This is a genomic window from Marinobacter sp. V032, from assembly GCF_052645435.1.
The window spans coordinates 1,760,716-1,776,805 of record NZ_JBQXYE010000001.1 but is presented as its reverse complement, the minus strand read 5'-3'; the positions used below and the strand labels follow the sequence as shown (position 1 = coordinate 1,776,805).

At 53.0% G+C, this 16,090-nt stretch carries 18 protein-coding genes; 4 read left to right on the top strand and 14 right to left on the bottom strand.

Annotated elements, in window-relative coordinates; genetic code table 11:
* Positions 1–22 precede the first annotated feature (22 nt).
* Positions 23–1,867 (top strand): long-chain-acyl-CoA synthetase, encoded by a 1,845-nt coding sequence (locus ACUN9X_RS08195; protein ID WP_445472742.1) that lies wholly within the window; start codon positions 23–25, stop codon positions 1,865–1,867.
* A gap of 91 nt (positions 1,868–1,958) precedes the next feature.
* On the opposite strand, the gene ACUN9X_RS08190 is transcribed toward ACUN9X_RS08195, so the two are convergent.
* Entirely contained in the window at positions 1,959–4,151 is a 2,193-nt protein-coding gene (locus ACUN9X_RS08190; protein ID WP_445472741.1) for an OsmC domain/YcaO domain-containing protein, read from the bottom strand.
* Positions 4,152–4,418: 267 nt separating this feature from the next.
* On the opposite strand from ACUN9X_RS08190, the gene rlmF reads away from it, so the two are divergent.
* A complete protein-coding gene (gene rlmF / locus ACUN9X_RS08185; RefSeq protein ID WP_445472740.1) occupies positions 4,419–5,372 on the top strand; it encodes a 23S rRNA (adenine(1618)-N(6))-methyltransferase RlmF in 954 nt (317 codons plus the stop codon).
* Positions 5,373–5,408: 36 nt separating this feature from the next.
* On the opposite strand, the gene ACUN9X_RS08180 is transcribed toward rlmF, so the two are convergent.
* The 13 genes from ACUN9X_RS08180 to ACUN9X_RS08120 all read right to left on the bottom strand — a co-directional run bounded on the left by ACUN9X_RS08180 (position 5,409) and on the right by ACUN9X_RS08120 (position 14,516).
* Positions 5,409–5,909 carry an O-acetyl-ADP-ribose deacetylase gene (locus ACUN9X_RS08180; RefSeq protein ID WP_445472739.1) on the bottom strand — a complete coding sequence of 167 codons (501 nt, stop codon included), beginning with the start codon at positions 5,907–5,909 and terminating at the stop codon, positions 5,409–5,411.
* 17 nt (positions 5,910–5,926) lie between these two features.
* Positions 5,927–6,850: a M14 family metallopeptidase gene (locus tag ACUN9X_RS08175; RefSeq protein ID WP_445472738.1), complete on the bottom strand. Its 924-nt coding sequence runs from the start codon at positions 6,848–6,850 to the stop codon at positions 5,927–5,929.
* Between the two features lie 210 nt (positions 6,851–7,060).
* On the bottom strand, positions 7,061–7,501 hold the full coding sequence (locus tag ACUN9X_RS08170) for a hypothetical protein (protein ID WP_260036003.1): 441 nt from the start codon (positions 7,499–7,501) through the stop codon (positions 7,061–7,063).
* 84 nt (positions 7,502–7,585) lie between these two features.
* Positions 7,586–8,005, bottom strand: a complete 420-nt coding sequence (locus tag ACUN9X_RS08165) for a hypothetical protein (RefSeq protein ID WP_260036004.1) — start codon at positions 8,003–8,005, stop codon at positions 7,586–7,588.
* A 125-nt stretch (positions 8,006–8,130) separates the two neighbouring features.
* Entirely contained in the window at positions 8,131–8,463 is a 333-nt protein-coding gene (locus tag ACUN9X_RS08160; protein WP_260036006.1) for a hypothetical protein, read from the bottom strand.
* Between the two features lie 104 nt (positions 8,464–8,567).
* Positions 8,568–8,927: a hypothetical protein gene (locus ACUN9X_RS08155; protein ID WP_260036008.1), complete on the bottom strand. Its 360-nt coding sequence runs from the start codon at positions 8,925–8,927 to the stop codon at positions 8,568–8,570.
* 759 nt (positions 8,928–9,686) lie between these two features.
* On the bottom strand, positions 9,687–9,989 hold the full coding sequence (locus ACUN9X_RS08150) for a type II toxin-antitoxin system RelE/ParE family toxin (protein ID WP_445472737.1): 303 nt from the start codon (positions 9,987–9,989) through the stop codon (positions 9,687–9,689).
* Positions 9,977–10,234 (bottom strand): type II toxin-antitoxin system Phd/YefM family antitoxin, encoded by a 258-nt coding sequence (locus tag ACUN9X_RS08145; RefSeq protein WP_260036011.1) that lies wholly within the window; start codon positions 10,232–10,234, stop codon positions 9,977–9,979. Before ACUN9X_RS08145 ends, ACUN9X_RS08150 begins: the two co-directional genes overlap by 13 nt.
* A 137-nt stretch (positions 10,235–10,371) precedes the next feature.
* Positions 10,372–10,965, bottom strand: a complete 594-nt coding sequence (locus ACUN9X_RS08140; protein ID WP_445472736.1) for a hypothetical protein — start codon at positions 10,963–10,965, stop codon at positions 10,372–10,374.
* A 98-nt stretch (positions 10,966–11,063) separates the two neighbouring features.
* Positions 11,064–11,531, bottom strand: a complete 468-nt coding sequence (locus ACUN9X_RS08135) for a hypothetical protein (protein ID WP_445472735.1) — start codon at positions 11,529–11,531, stop codon at positions 11,064–11,066.
* A gap of 243 nt (positions 11,532–11,774) precedes the next feature.
* Complete coding sequence (locus ACUN9X_RS08130) at positions 11,775–12,860, bottom strand: M23 family metallopeptidase (protein ID WP_445472734.1); 1,086 nt, start codon at positions 12,858–12,860, stop codon at positions 11,775–11,777.
* A gap of 89 nt (positions 12,861–12,949) precedes the next feature.
* Positions 12,950–13,333, bottom strand: a complete 384-nt coding sequence (gene gloA2, locus ACUN9X_RS08125) for an SMU1112c/YaeR family gloxylase I-like metalloprotein (RefSeq protein ID WP_260036018.1) — start codon at positions 13,331–13,333, stop codon at positions 12,950–12,952.
* 205 nt (positions 13,334–13,538) lie between these two features.
* Complete coding sequence (locus ACUN9X_RS08120) at positions 13,539–14,516, bottom strand: NADPH:quinone oxidoreductase family protein (RefSeq protein ID WP_445472733.1); 978 nt, start codon at positions 14,514–14,516, stop codon at positions 13,539–13,541.
* A 138-nt stretch (positions 14,517–14,654) separates the two neighbouring features.
* Between ACUN9X_RS08120 and ACUN9X_RS08115 the strand changes: the two genes are divergently transcribed.
* Together ACUN9X_RS08115 and ACUN9X_RS08110 are read left to right on the top strand one after the other, a co-directional pair.
* Positions 14,655–15,272 (top strand): DUF2238 domain-containing protein, encoded by a 618-nt coding sequence (locus tag ACUN9X_RS08115; RefSeq protein WP_445472732.1) that lies wholly within the window; start codon positions 14,655–14,657, stop codon positions 15,270–15,272.
* A 110-nt stretch (positions 15,273–15,382) separates the two neighbouring features.
* Entirely contained in the window at positions 15,383–16,000 is a 618-nt protein-coding gene (locus ACUN9X_RS08110) for a trimeric intracellular cation channel family protein (protein ID WP_260036023.1), read from the top strand.
* Positions 16,001–16,090: the final 90 nt, after the last annotated feature.

Sequence of the window (16,090 nt, the reverse complement as noted above, 5' to 3'; positions counted from 1 at the left end):
ATAACAACACCATGGACCGCACATGAGCCAAGACACTATTTCAGCACGTGACATTGTTCGTCAGATACCCGGCGTGATGCGCCGGGCGCCTAATATCGTCAAAGGGTTGTATTACTACTCCCTCAAGAACAATAAAAAAGAGCTGACGCTTGGCTCACTAATTGAACGCAACGCCGAAAAATACGGCGCTCGACCGGCCATTCTCTACGAAGACCGGCGCCTCTCGTATACCGAATTCAATGCCTGGGCCAACAGGATAGCCCACTACCTTCGCTCTCAGGGGCTTGGACGGGGTGACAGCATCGCCCTGTTTCTGGAGAACCGGCCGGAGCTGTTAGCCATTGTCGCCGGCGCCGCCAAGCTGGGTGTTGCCTGCGCCATGCTTAACACCTCCCAAAAGGGCAAAGTGCTGGAGCACAGCATCAATCTGATTGCCCCCCAAATGATTGTTGTGGGCGAGGAATTACAGGCCCCGTTTGAAAGCATCCGCGACAAGATCACCTTCGGTCACAGCCAGCCCTATCTGTTCCTGGCCGATACCGACACCTTAAAAGATGTGGGCCAGACTCCCGACGGCTATATCAACCTGGCCGAAAAAGTCAGCCAATATACGGGCACCAATCCCACCGTTACCGATCGCCCTACCATGGGCGACACGGCAATTTACCTGTTCACATCCGGCACGACTGGCTTGCCCAAAGCCGCTCCGGGTTCGCATCGGAAATTCGTCAAAGCCTACGGCGGCTTTGGCCTGATGTCGCTCAACATGGGCCCCAGCGATGTACTTTACTGCACCCTGCCCCTCTACCACGGCACCGGGCTGCTGGTATGCTGGGGTTCTGTCCTGGCCGGTGGCTCAGCCATCGCCATGCGCCGAAAGTTCTCAGCCAGCGCATTCTGGGATGATGTGCGCAAATACGGCGCCACCACCTTCGGCTATGTTGGCGAGCTTTGCCGGTACCTGTTGAACCAGCCACCGAGCGACAATGATCGGCACCATTCCCTGCAGAAGATGATCGGTAATGGCTTGCGCCCCTCCATCTGGAAGCCGTTCAAGGATCGCTTCGGCATCGAAACCGTCGCCGAACTGTATGCCTCCAGTGAAGGCAACATCGGATTCAGCAACTTCTTCAACATGGAAAATACGGTCGGCTTCTCCACCGCCCCCTACGCCCTGGTAAAATTCCACGACGGCACCCGCGATCCGGTGCGCAATGCCAAAGGCTATGTGGAGAAGGTCAAAACCGGCGAGCCAGGTCTGCTACTGGGTGAAATCACAGCAAAATGGTCATTCGAGGGCTACACCCAAAAAGAAGCCACCGAAAAATCCATCCTTCGAGACGCGTTCAAGAAAGGCGACCAGTGGTTTAACACCGGCGACGTGTTGCGTGAGATCGGGTGCGGCCACCTGCAGTTTGTCGACCGCATGGGCGATACCTATCGCTGGAAAGGCGAAAACGTCTCCACCACCGAAGTCGAAAACATTATCGATGCCTCCGGCCTGACAGAAGAAGCCATCGTTTACGGCGTTGAAATCCCCGGCACCAACGGCAAAGCCGGCATGGTGACACTGGTGCCTCAGATGCAGGATAACCAGACCGGTATCCACGACTTCGATGCGGATAAGCTGTTCAGCTACCTGCAAGAAAACCTGCCCGCCTACGCCATCCCCGTGTTTGTGCGTGTTACCCGCGGCATCGAAAAAACCGGCACGTTCAAATACAAGAAAGTGGACCTGAAAAATGCCGGCTACAGCCTCGATAAGGATGACGATGATGTTTATGTCTGGCTGCCGCGCACAGAGAGCTATACGCGGCTGGACAATGAGCTATTGAAGAAAATAGATGGGGGTGGCGTCAGTTTTTGATGCAAGTGCGTACCGGGCGGCTCTGGAAACCGCCCGGTACGCGTTGATCAGAGGAAAGGGGTATAAGCGCCTGATAGACGTTTAGAGCCCATCAACTCTCTCCACCTACCCTCGCAGCACGCGCGGCATGCAGTTTCTTATAGCTTTCGATCAGACGCTGGTGTTTCTCCAGGCCTTCCAACTGCATGTTGGTTGGCGTGAGGCCGTGGAAGCGTACGCTGCCGTTTACTGAGCCAATAACAGATTCCATCGTCTTTTCACCGAACATGCGGCTGAAGTTGACCTGGTAGTCGCTTAACGCCATTTCGTCGTCGAGGGTAACTTCCAGTACGGCGTTGACCCCGCGGTAGAACAGGTTGCGTTCAACAGTGTTGTCATTGAACTGGAGGAAGGCTTCGACCCGTTCGAGGGCTTCTTCATGCTGCTGCAGCGCAAGATTGATCAGGAGCTTCAGCTCGAGAATGGTGAGCTGGCCCCAAACGGTATTTTCATCAAACTCGATGCCGATTAGGGTGATGATGTCGGCATAGTCATCCATCTGGCTTTCTTCCAGACGTTCCAGCAGATCGCCCAGTTGCTCATCACTCAGCGAATGCAGGTTGAGGATATCTTCACGGTAGTCCAGCGCTTTGTTGGTGTTGTCCCAAACCAGATCATCGGCGGGATACACTTCGGAATAGCCGGGCACCAGAATGCGACAGACCGGAGCACCCAGGTCTTCATAAACAGCGGTGTAGACCTCTTTACCCATATCTTTGAGGATATTGAACAGGCAGGCCGCTTCCTCCTCGTTGGTGCCCGAGAAATCCCATTCAGTGAAAGCGTAATCCTCTTTGGCACTGAAGAAACGCCAGGACACCACACCAGTCGAATCAATAAAGTGTTCAACAAAGTTGTTCGGCTCAGACACAGCAAGGCTGTTAAACGTCGGCGGCGGCACGTCGTTGAGGCCTTCAAAACTGCGGCCCTGCAGCAATTCGGTGAGGCTTCGCTCCAACGCCACTTCCATACTCGGGTGCGCTCCGAAAGACGCGAAAACACCGCCGGTTCTCGGGTTCATCAGGGTCACACAGGCTACCGGGAACTGGCCGCCAAGGGAGGCATCTTTAACCAGCACAGGATAGCCTTGCGCCTCAAGCGCCTTAACGCCTTCCAGAATATTCGGATACTTGGCCAGCACTTGCTCGGGAACATCGGGCAGCGCCAGTTCCTCTTCAATGATCTGTTTTTTGACTGCCCGCTCAAAAATCTCTGACAGGCACTGCACCTGTGCTTCGTACAAGGTGTTACCGGCACTCATCCCGTTGCTGAGAAAAAGGTTTTCGATCAGGTTTGAGGGGAAATAGACCACCTCGCCGTCTGACTGCCGCACAAAGGGCAGCGAGCAGATACCGCGCTCGACTTTACCGGAGTTGGTATCGATCAGGTTGGAGCCGACCAGCTCGTCGTCGGGGTTGTAGATCGCCAGGCAATGGTCATCCAGAATGCCCTCGGGCAGCGCATCATCCGGCCCCGGCTTGAACCACCGTTCGTTCGGATAGTGAACGAACTCACTGTTGGCAATTTCCTCACCAAAGAACTGGTCGTTGTAGAAGAAGTTGCAATTGAGGCGCTCAATAAATTCGCCCAACGCAGAGCAGAGCGCACTTTCCTTGGTGGCACCTTTGCCATTGGTAAAGCACGCAGGAGAAGCCGCATCACGAATATGCAGCGACCACACATGAGGCACGATATTGCGCCAGGAGGCAATCTCGATCTTCATGCCCAGATCCGCCAGAATGGCGGTCATATTGGCGATAGTCTGCTCGAGGGGAAGATCCTTGCCTTCAATATAAGTGCTCGTATCACCCTCAGGCTTGGTCATGAGCAATGCCTGGGCATCTGAACCCAGACTTTCTACGGTTTCAATCTGAAATTCCGGGCCGGTTTGCACCACCTTCTTGACCGTACAGCGATCAATCGACCGCAATATGCCCTGCCGGTCTTTATCGGAGATGTCTTCCGGTAACTCGACCTCGATCCTGAAAATCTGGTTATAGCGGTTTTCAGGGTCCACGATGTTGTTCTGGGACAGGCGAATGTTCTCGGTCGGAATATCCCGCGCCAGGCAATAAACCCGAACGAAATAGGCCGCACAAAGCGCTGAGGATGCCAGAAAGTAATCAAACGGGCTGGGCGCGGAACCATCACCCTTGTAGCGGATAGGCTGGTCAGTAACGACGGTGAAGTCATCAAACTTGGCTTCAAGTCTGAGGTTGTCGAGAAAGTTGACGTTGATTTCCATTACGAGGGTACCCGGGTTTGAAGAATTTGGCGCGCCTTAGCGTTAACGGGGACATTATCCAGTTTTTGCGGGCATTCGTCTTGGGTAGTCGTTCAGGGAATGACACCAACCCGCTGATGCTGCATTCGCACCCTGTCGCAATCCTTGGCCCCAACACTGTATTGTGGAGCAGGCGGGCCCTGCAGACCGGCTTTCTTTATTCAGAGATACCCGTGAGCCAACCGGGACTCGTTTCCCATTTGAACTTCAACCCTCGGATACAATGCTGTGAGCACACCTCATCGAAACACCAGGCGCCAAGCCAAGCCGATTCGCAAACAACTGCACCCTCGGAACCGGCATAATCAAGGCTATGATTTTCCAATACTCGCTAAAAGCTATCCGCCACTAGCCCGACATGTAAAAGAAAACGCCCACGGCAACCTTTCAATCGAATTTGCGGATCCACTGGCGGTAAAGGCTCTGAATGCCGCAATACTGGAACACGACTACAGCATCACTGGCTGGGACATCCCGGAAGGCGCGCTTTGTCCACCCATCCCCGGCAGAGTCGACTACATCCACTACATCGCTGAGTTGCTCGGGGTTGATGCGCCGACTGCCAAGCACCGTCATTCCCAACCCGGCATCACCCTCCTCGATATTGGAACCGGCGCCAGCGGTATTTATCCGCTATTGGCCTGCCAGATATACGGCTGGCATTGTGTGGGGAGTGATATCAATGCCCAGTCGCTTGAAAACGTAGCCGCGATTATCGGGCTGAACCCCACACTAAAAGACCGCTTCACATTGCGTATGCAACAGGATAAACACCGGATTTTTGACGGGATTATTCAAGCAGGAGAATGGTTTGATGTCAGCGTTTGCAACCCACCTTTCCACGCTTCGCAAGATGAAGCGCTCAAAAGCAGCCAACTTAAACTCGGCAACCTTGCCCGCAATCGTGGTGCCGCGACCTCGGCCTCAACCACTCTGAATTTTGGCGGCCTGGGGGCTGAGCTTTGGTGCAACGGCGGTGAAAACCTGTTTCTTAAAAAGCTGATCAAAGAAAGCCAGATGTTTGCAGCTCAATGCCGGTGGTTTACTAGCCTCGTGTCAAAAATTGACAACGTGAAGCCTGCCAGAAAGCTGATTCACAAGCTTGGCGCGACCGATATACGGGAAATCGAAATGAAACAGGGAAACAAAGTGACGAGAATACTGGCCTGGACGTTTATCTGAATCCTGGTTGGCACTGAAGCAGCCCTGACTTTCAGGTTACGAGAGTAAGGATTCATAAATGGCAAGATCAGCCGCTGAGAAACAGCAGAACACCACAGACTCGATCTCGCCACGGTCGGACAGAAAACCCCTTACAGCGGAAACCGCCACTTCTGACGCCGCTTCTATTGGATAGCCATAGACGCCGGTACTGATACATGGAAATGCGATAGAGCGAGCGCCAGCCGCTGCCGCGACTTCCAGGGATCGCCTGTAGCAAGAGGTCAGCCGTTCCGGCTCACCCTGTCGTCCACCCTGCCAAACGGGGCCGACAGTATGGATGATGAATGTGGCTGGCAAGCGATAGCCCTGCGTCAGCTTGGCATCTCCTACCTTGCAGCCACCAAGCAAACGGCACTGTGCCAGCAGTTCCGGGCCCGCGGCTCTATGAATTGCGCCATCAACGCCACCACCCCCGAGAAGTGATGAGTTCGCGGCATTAACAATGGCATCAACCTGCAGTCTGGTGATATCGCCTTGCGTCGCGCTCAGGTTCATCGGTTGGCCTGCCTGCTTTACCTTTGTGCCAGCGTATAGTCGATCGCCGCACATACCGCAGCAACCTGCGCGGCATTGCATTGCTCGGTGGTCACACGGGGGCTGTCGGGATAGACCTCGGTGGTGGTCCTGCACGGCGCTTTAGTGATACTTGCGCACAGCCCCAGCTTCTTTAGCGGGTAATGAATGACACCCCGGGACACGACCGGTGAACCAAAGATCTCGCCGCTGTCATCAGCCGGAGCAATATGGGTCACCTGCTCCACGGCCTCGATTATTGCCTTCTGGAATTCGGGCTGCGGGTTTTCGCTATCATCAACCAGATAAAAACCGTCGGGAATTCCACCAGGCTCGAACACCTTGCCATCTCGGGCGGCCAGCGCGGGGCGGAACTCGGATTCGTCGGTATCGGTGGTCTCGTGCAAGTCGATATGCAGTATTGCCCGATCGCGGATGGGACCCACCAATCGCGTAAGTGCCGCCGACTCCTCAGCTTTGCCGTCATCGCGGAATGAGCGGTTAGGATCAACTGCGTTCCGGTTCCAGCGATGGATGCGCTCGTAAGCCCAGGGGCTGACACAGGGCGCGACCAGCAAATTGACGCGGCCTGCATAATCCGCCGCATGTTGATCAACGAACTGAAGCGCACCGTGTACACCGCTGGTTTCATAGCCGTGTACCCCGCCCGTTATCAAGACGACCGGCAGATCATCACGCCAGTCGCGGCTCCGCATCGCCATCAACGGATAACGCTCGGGGCCATAGTCCAGGCAACCATACTGTTCCACGTCAAAGCGTGAGCGCAGGCGCTCGATCACCGCCAACACCTCGGACTCATAACTGCGCTTCCGGGTCTGACGCGACAACCACTCAGCGCGTTCCGCATCGCCCCAAGGCGTTCCGGGCGTGCCGATTGGATAGGGTGCGGGAGCCGTGCTCATATCGATTTTTCTCCAGTGATGGCCAATGCAGGCGGGCATTCTAGCATCCGCGCCCAAGCTGGCAATCGGGGCTGATGTTGTTTCAGGGCAGATCCCCTAGCAGCAGCAACTCATCCTCAACCGAACGTTTTCATAACTTTGCAACGCTCTTCTCACCCGCCGCCTCGAAGCTGCGAAGCGGCGAAAAACCACTCGCTGTGTAGCCGATGGTCAGGCATCTCCCCATTCATACCAGGGAACATGCCAGCCATGAACTTCTCTCACTTGCAGTAGTTTAGAACAGCCCTGGCAGCGAGCTGTAAAGTGACGTTCATACAGGCTGACTTTGACCTCTGACTTTACAATGTAGAGGAAGCCACAAACCGCCTCCTTCTCCGGGTCAAAGAAGTTCTGCCCGATATAAAGCCTGCACCGGCAGACCCCATTGCAGGTATCTTCAATATACCCAAAGGCCAATTCCGTATCTTTAGCATTTCGATGGAGCATGCCTCCCATGTCCACCGATGCCAGAATCTCGCGGAATTTCGGCAAGTAATCCTTTAGCTCTGCAAATACTTCACGATTGTTCGACCGAAGAATCTCCCAAGTGGCTTCCCTTATTGCACCAGAATCCTTGGTCTGGAACTTATCGATGATCTTACGTGCCTGCATTTTCTCGCCTGACGCTGTTGTTTAGCGACACCCCGACTGGGCGCTCGGTGGAGGCCGCAGACCGAAACGCCCTATGACAATCGGTTAGAAATCTATGCTCTGGTCGCCAGTGTAGATTATTGGATCTTGCGGACAGCTACCGTCTCCAGTCATCGAATCGTACTGAGTAATGATCTCAGACCAGAAGATGTTAGCCTCCATCGCGCTTTCGATTTCTGCTAAACCGTGCTCTTGAACAGCTTGCTCAATAACACAACCGCACAGCTTGTAGAGTTGGGGCAGAAAACTTCCGAATATTTCTTCTTTTTCTAGATTCAGATACCCACTCTCCCCATCGTTGAGCTCTTGATCGTAAAGCATTAAATAGTTGTGCTGCGCAATGTCTTTGAGACATGCCATTTTTAAATCGAACGTTTTAATGGCGACCTTGTGATCCTTTACTTGCGCCACGACAGGAGCCATTGGAATAGACGTCAGAATGGTAACGATAGCGAGGTAACGCAAAATTGAACTCCTTTTCCAAGGCCCGGCTTGCCCCCCCTGGTTTGAAGCGCCAACGAGAAAGCGGGCGACTGGGGCGCAGAGCAGGCCCCCTCGTCCTAAGGGAAACGACATGTATTTCTATGTACTTACCACTGAACCAAAACGTCTTGTATTTTAGATGTATCTAAATCAAAACCTATTGCCCAAAACGCCTTGAAATTACTTTTACTGTATTTGACTTTCCAGAGTGTAAATTTTGAGTCAGCCCTCATTAGAGTATCTATGGACTCGATACTCTCTATATCACCCATTTCCTTCTCTATGTCATCGCACATTTTCATGTACATACTTTCTGTTATCTTTCCTTCATCATCAGGATCTTTCGGCGGCATAGACATTTCCTGAAGAGCACGATAGTTCTTTCCATCATGCAGTTTGATTAGTCGCTCAGCCAATTCAGCTTCCTGGTTAGTGATCATGTGACTACACTCTCCCTGATTGCACATCACGGTCTGAAATCGCGGCTACGAGTGGATCCGGCTCATCAATTAAGCAGTCATCACAGCCCCTACATTTGTTTACCTTAAAACATTGACGTTTTTTCAATCTCGGTACCGCAATAAAGGCAACTGAAGTGCCTTGGCGAAACCGTCCGCGAGCAAGATTTACACTTGTTTGACGGGGCAAACTTTCCATTTGCCTTCCCATCGCGAAGATCAATTTCCTCAATCTTGTCGAGTAGCATCTTTTTACTGAAACCGACTTCTTCAAGTAACTCACCCATTGCCATACATACCAATGACAAATGATCGATCTTGGCTTCAAGATGTCTGATATTTAGCTGATTATCTGTAGACTTTCTCTTGGCTTGGAGAATCCCTTGTTTTGCTTCCAGGCTCCCCTGTTGAATTCGATACTGTTGAAATATGTCGAAAAGATCCATGAAATCCTCAGGCTGTTAAAGCGGGTAAAAGTGCGACGACACCATCGTAGTGGCGTCCAGCGGACATCGGCCGCGTGCTGATAGGTTGAGTTATATCTAGCTGGTATCCACTTCAGACTCGCGCTCACCGCGTAGCACCCAATATAGCAGTGGGCCTGCAGACACAAAAACCGCTGTCAGAATGAAAAACGGGACGAGATAGACCATGAAATGGAGCCAAAAGCGCAATGGAATGGGCGTCGCCGTGCCTGCATTGGTTATGCATTTTCGGCAACACCGAAGTACCGATATGCCTTGAATCCAAACAGATATACACAAAAAATTAGAGCCCAAACACCTGAAAACAGAAAATGCAGCTGAAGGTGTCTTTGCTACGGAATTCCGGTCTCCAAGTACAGAACACCATACTGAATAACTGGAAAAATAATGATGGCCGGGACAGCCCATACCATTTTTCTGAAAATAGCCCAGGCCAGTGCCAGATGTATTAATCCCATCGCCGCTGCCAAGATCGGCGACTTTATAGCGACGCCACCTATACTGGGCGAGACAGCCGGGAAAACTATTGCAACGATCTGCAACAGTCCCAATGCCCCAGCTGCCAAACAAGCAACTCTCAAGACAAGAGGAATGGAGCCCACCCGGTTGAAAATAGTAACCGTACTCACCCAGTTAGACCTCTATAGTGCACAACGCTAAGCGCACCGGTGACTTTGACGTAGCGAAGCGGAGACAAAGGCATCCGAGTGACGCGCCTGGTTAGCTGCTTCCAAGCATGTACGCACGAAGCTGCCGCTCCTCTCGCATGACATAGAGGACGAAAACCCGCTTCTGATCCCCTCGATAGAAAATACGACACGGTGGGGCCACTACCTCCCTGTATACCGAATTTGGGAGCTCTGGGGGAATTCGTCCGGATTGGGGAAAATCATCTAAACGCTCAGTCTTATTGAAAACCTCTTGCACCAGGTTGCTTGCAGCTGCAGGATTATCCAGATCAATGTACTCAGCGATGGCATCCAGTGCTTGCAGGGCGGGCTCTGTCCAGATTACTTCAGCCACTTACTCATTTTCTCCCTAGCCTCACCTTGACTGTACGTTCTTCCCTCAAGTACAGCACGCTCTCCCCGAGAGAGCCCCTCAAGCAGCTCAAGTCGACGCTGCATAAACTCATAATCCTGCACATCGATAAGATAGGCGGATGGCTGACCATGCTCCGTGATCAGTATCGGTTCTTTAGACAAGTGCAGATCAGCCAGAATTTTTGTGGCTTGGCGTTTGAGGTTCGTAACAAGCTCAACTTTCATGGGGTTCACCCTGAATCAGACTTATAGTGACACTATAGTATCACTTCTCAAATGAAGAAATCACAGCTAACGCCTTGGGTAAGCCGCCGGGACGGAGCGCAGCGTAGTACCGGTCGGCTTCACCAACTGGTTAAATTTCAATGGTACTCGTCCATTTCTGAGGTCGCCTCTATGGCTTTGCCAATTATCCCGCCGGCTTCTTCGATCATATTGTCATACCAAACCAAAACGTCAGCCGGGCCTTTATGCACAGCGGGCTCAGTTTTGAGCTTGGATAATTCCGAGACAAGCTCTTTTTGAAGGAACGCTAGGGCGTTCAGAGCAGAATCAAAACTAGGTATATCGATTTGCTGTAGAGAAGTGTCGGTATGAGCGACAACCTTGTTTCTGAATGAGAGCAATTGCTTGTTGTATTTTTTAAACTCACGCTTTTCGAGGCTCAGTTCTTTGCAGAGCCTAGTGCGGAACGAACATGGATCGTTGACTATTTTCTTCCAGTGCAGATCTTCACTCTGTGCGCCAAAACATTTCGACCATGCAGTAACAAAGTGTTCGATATGAACTGACTTGGTAGATTTCCAAAACAGGTTCGGCCGGTCATCTGTAATTCCGCTAGAGATAATTCGGAAGTATGCGAGGGATCGGATGGCTCCATGAATATTATGCAGTTGTCTGTCGATTAACCTGAGCTTTTCGCCCTCTGACATTACCTTTTCCTGTTTCTTTGTCATGTTCTCATCATCCTGACCGAGAGCAGATTTAACGCCCGCCATCACCGGTGGCAAAACCGCAGCGAAGCGGAGGTTTTGGCATCCGGTGCATGGCTTGGTTATGTGATTTCATGTTGCTTAAGGACTCTGAATTCTTTGATGGTCGACGGCCACAGAATGACTTTGTAAAAGTCATCAGCGTCTTCCCACTCTGTATCTATCGAATCCAGGCCTTTTGCCAATGACAGGGCGGCATATTGGCCTTTAGGTAGCTCAATTCGCTTGGCATCAGGTAGATAATCTGTGCACCCGAATACTGCGCATTTGCCTGATGGAAAATTTACGTGACCAAGTGAGGCATGATCCCAGTCTTCGAGATTGATGGTTGGTTCGTGGGTTACGACCTCCACAGCCAAACTGACGTCAACGTTCCGAAAGGTGCCAATTGCGAGAGTTCTTTCCGAAACTCCGAGCTTTGCATCCAAGGCCTGATCCGTCCAAATTTCCGACGTATCATCCTCCGCATTCTCATCCATTAAATACAACTGGAAGTAGTCTGCAAAAAGTTCAAACTGGTGAACGGTCATGATTCTCTCATTTTACACATAACAGTGGTTAGATAGAGCGCTTCCTTATTGCATATCCATGACTGCTTCATGATTACGGAAAAAGATAGAACGCGTTACCTACCTAAAAGTTGATAAAACAAAAGCTTAGCCGGTCACCTCACGCTTCGCCATGTAATCATCTGACTTCTATGATTCGCTCACACAATCGTACTGTATAAACATGCGGATTCTAAGGCGATACATTTATCGCAGGTAGTGTGATTAGGGAATTGGCAATACCGGCTCTGGCTTCAGAAATGCTGCCGGATCAACCGGGCCGCCGGAGTAGATGCCGAAGTGGAGGTGTGGGGGTGTGGTTCTGGCGTTGCCGGTGTTGCCGACGTAGCCGATGATGTCGCCTTTTTCGATTTTTTCGCCGGATTCAATCGCGAATGAGTCCAGGTGGGCATAGTAGTAGCGTGCACTTCCAAAGCCGAAAATGCCGCCTGATAACCACACGTGGTTGCCGCCGATACCGCTGGTACCGGTTCGAACGCTACCATCGATTACCGCTATCACGGGCGTCCCTCTTTTGGCAAAGATGTCCACGCCGTGGTGCTCCCGGGCACCGCCATCGCGCGGTGCGCCAAAGCTGCTGCCTATATCACGCTGTGAAGCGCCTTCAACAGGGAATGGTAGAGAGCCACCGCTGGCGATAGCCAACGAATACTCTACCCTGCCAAAAAGCTCCGGTTGGAGGACAATGCGATAGTCACCGGCACGGGACACCACACGGTTGTGGGTTGCGCCACTGGCATCCAGTTCCGAGATGGTTGACCAGGCATCGTCACCTTTGCGCTTTTCAAGGCTGGCATAAAGCCGGCTGCCTGAAGTATCGGTGCGGGTGAGTTGCCAAGTCAGTTTTTCGCCACGCTTAAGCGTCGTCTGGTAGACGTGCGCTTCAACCTTATCGTCGGCAAAGGTTTCAGACGTACGGTACTGATCACCAATTCGAAAAGGCTGTTCGCCCGCCCGGGCAACCGCCCCGGCCCATTGTTGGCCCAGCGGGCTGTCTGAGAGGCCAGCGAGGCGCAAGCGCCAGACAAACAGGTCCCGCGGTGACCAGCCGAGCATATCGAATGCGACATAATGAGCGGCGCTGACGCTGCTTTCTGTTGCGTTCTGCCGCAGGTCTTCCCGACTCACCAGAAGAACAACAAGCGAGACCAACACGCCAAACAAGAGCCAGGGCCGTTTTGCGCGTCTGGCAGGCTTCGCCGGGGACGGGCCAACGTACGCGGCATCCTTCTGAGCGCCGTCAGGCGCCGGCGTTGATTCGTCGTCGTGTGTTTTTGATGGATCACTCATACCAACACACGCTGTATTGCCGTCGTGGATTGTTAGTCATGACTGAATCTACGATGAAATTGAAAAACTGGTGCTATGGGTACAGCAACTTACTGCTCGTACAGTTCCAGCGGCAGATCATCAGGATCGCTAAAGAAGGTGTACCGCTTGCCGGTGTACTCATCAATACGAACAGGTTCAACCTCGACGCCGGTGGCAGTCAACTGAGCCACCACATCGTCAATTGACGAGACCGAAAAGGCCAGATGGCGGAGGCCCTGTGCTTCAGGGTAGCTGGGTCTTGGCGGACGATCGGGGAAAGAAAAGAGCTCCACCTGGCTGCCATCTGGCAGCTTTAAATCCAGCTTGTAGGAATCACGCGCCTGCCGGTAGTTCTCGGCGATCACTTCAAGGCCGAGTACGGATACATAGAAGTGCTTCGACTTTTCGTAATCGGAACAAATAATGGCGGCGTGGTGAATGCCGTTTAACATCAGCGGCCTCTTCTTTGGTGGTATGGATCATTCAGCTTAATTTTAAGCCTAACGCGAGTGAGGCGGGGGCGTCAGTTTAATTCGGCGAAATGCGCGTGAACCTGCCGATTTCAGCAAACTCCAGAACCCAAAAGCCGCCGGGCAGTTTCCTGCCGCGGCGGCTTTTGGGTAGGCCGGCGCATTACCGGCCACATCAGCAATACGATCAACCCACTTTCAAAACGATCTTGCCCTTGGCACGACGTTCAGTCAGTGCATTGAGTGCACCGACGTAATCCTCAAACTCAAACACTTCGCTTATGGCGGGTTTGATCTTGCCTTCGCTGTAGAGCTTCAGCAGGTCCATCATGTTCTGGTTGCTGACTTCCGGTTCCTGGCGGGTGAAAGTGCCCCAGAAGACCCCAACAACAGAGCACCCTTTGAGCAGCGTCAGGTTGGCCGGGATTTTGGGAATCTCACCGGCAGCAAAGCCGATAATCAGGTGCCGCCCGTTCCAGGCCATGGCCCGCAGCGCCTGTTCGGTAAAGTCACCGCCGACGGGGTCGTAGACCACGTCAACGCCCTTGTTTTTGGTCAGTTTCTTGATGGTGTCTTTCAGCGGCTCTTCGGTGTAGTTAATGAGTTCGTCTGCACCGGCCTGTTTCGCCACCTCCAGCTTTTCCGCTGTGCTGGCTGCCGCAATAACGTGCGCGCCCATTGCCTTGCCCAGCTCAACTGTTGCCAGCCCGACACCGCCACTGGCGCCCAGCACCAACAGGGTTTCACCCGGCTGGATGTTGGCCCGTTGTTTGAGTGCGTGGTATGAGGTGCCGTATACCATGGTGAATGCGGCCGCTTCTTCGTCGCTCATGCCGTCAGGAATGGGCAGCAGGTTGGCTTCAGCAGCCACGATTTCTTCCGAAAAAGCGCCAAAGCCGGTGAGGCCCATTACTCGGTCGCCTTTTTTGAAGCGGGTGACTTTCTCGCCTACTTCCAGCACTTCGCCGGCCATTTCACCACCGGGAGAGAAAGGCATGGAAGGTTTGATCTGGTACTTGCCTTCAATGATGAGGGTGTCCGGAAAGTTAAGGCCAGCCGCCTTCACCCGGATTTTAACGCCACTGCCCTTGGCGACGGGTGATGCAATGTCTTCAATCACCAGCGTATCCGCCGGGCCGTATTCCTTACACAGAATCGCGCGCATGATTCCCCTCTCTGATTGATTCACAATGTTGGACAGGTCAAGCTAATGCTGTTTTTAAAATGAAGCAAATGAATAAGAGTTATTGAGCCCGATTAGCCATATTAATATCTTTTCCCCCGCCAAGATGGAGAACGCAGATTGAACAAATGGTCGATTGCATGGATTGTCGTATTTGCGGCGGTATTGATCTGGTCTGGCATCGCGCCTTTTGATCGCATCACCTGGATATTGGAAGTGTTGCCTGCGGTGCTTGGGTTTATTGCGCTTGGGCTCACCCGCAACCGTTTCCCGCTGACGCCCCTGCTCTATGGTTTGATTCTTTTCCATTGCGTGGTCTTGATGGTGGGTGGCCACTACACCTACGCCGAGGTGCCGTTTTTCGACTGGCTGTCTGAAGTATTTGGCTGGGACCGGAATAACTATGACAAGCTGGGGCACTTTACCCAGGGCTTTGTGCCGGTGCTGATTGCCCGGGAAATCGTGCTGCGCAAGAATGTCATCCGCGGCCGGGCATGGACCCACTTTTTCGTGGTCTGTTTTGCACTGGCGTTCAGCGCCTTCTACGAGCTGATCGAATGGTGGGTCGCGTTGGCCAGCGGTGAGGACGCCGAGGCCTTTCTTGGCACCCAGGGTTATATCTGGGACACCCAATCCGATATGTTGTGGTGCCTGAGTGGCGCCATTATTGCGGTGGCCCTGCTATCACGGCTGCAGGATCGTCAGATCGCGCGTATCAGGGGGCTGGAAACGCCATAAAACGGTTACATCCAACGGGGTGATCGGCGGTCAGTTTTACGGTATCCTGCGCGCCTGAAATCGGGGCTGACCGCCCCGGCGATCCTTCATCAAACACCCCGAAGACACCCGTGCCCGATATTATTTACATCCTCGAAATGGTTGGTATTGTCGCCTTTGCCGTCTCCGGCATGATTGCCGCCCGCAATACCAACATGGATCCGGTTGGGATCTTCACCATCGCCTTCGTTACCGCTCTTGGTGGCGGCACCCTGCGCGATCTGATCATGGACAATCATCCGCTGTACTGGATCAAGCATCAGGAGCAGCCGATCCTGATTCTGGCGATGGCCATTATTTTCAGTTTTTGCCGACCGCTCAGACGCCTCCGTGAATCCAACATCGTGTTGCCCGACGCAGTGGGGCTGGGCGTTTTTTCGATCCTCGGCGCCCAGTTGGCGCTTGATCTCGGTCATTCCTGGTTCATCGCCTCGCTGCTGGGTGTCATGACCGGCACTTTCGGTGGCGCACTGCGGGATACCCTGTGCAACGAGGTGCCGTTTATATTCCGCAAGGACCAGATATACGCATCGATTTCGTTTGCCGGTTGCTGGCTCTATTTCGTCTGCCAATGGGCGCTGCACAGCGATACGCTGGCGCTGGTAATTGGCCTGTCGTTTATCGTCATTGTCCGTTTACTGGCCGTACGATTTGATATTCGCCTGCAGAGGGATGCGCAGGCGCACTAAGGGAAACGCCCGGCAATGGAACGCCAGCCAGGATAGAATCCGGACGGTCGATTGGCCAAATCCGGTACGAAAGCTAAAGTTTCTTCCACA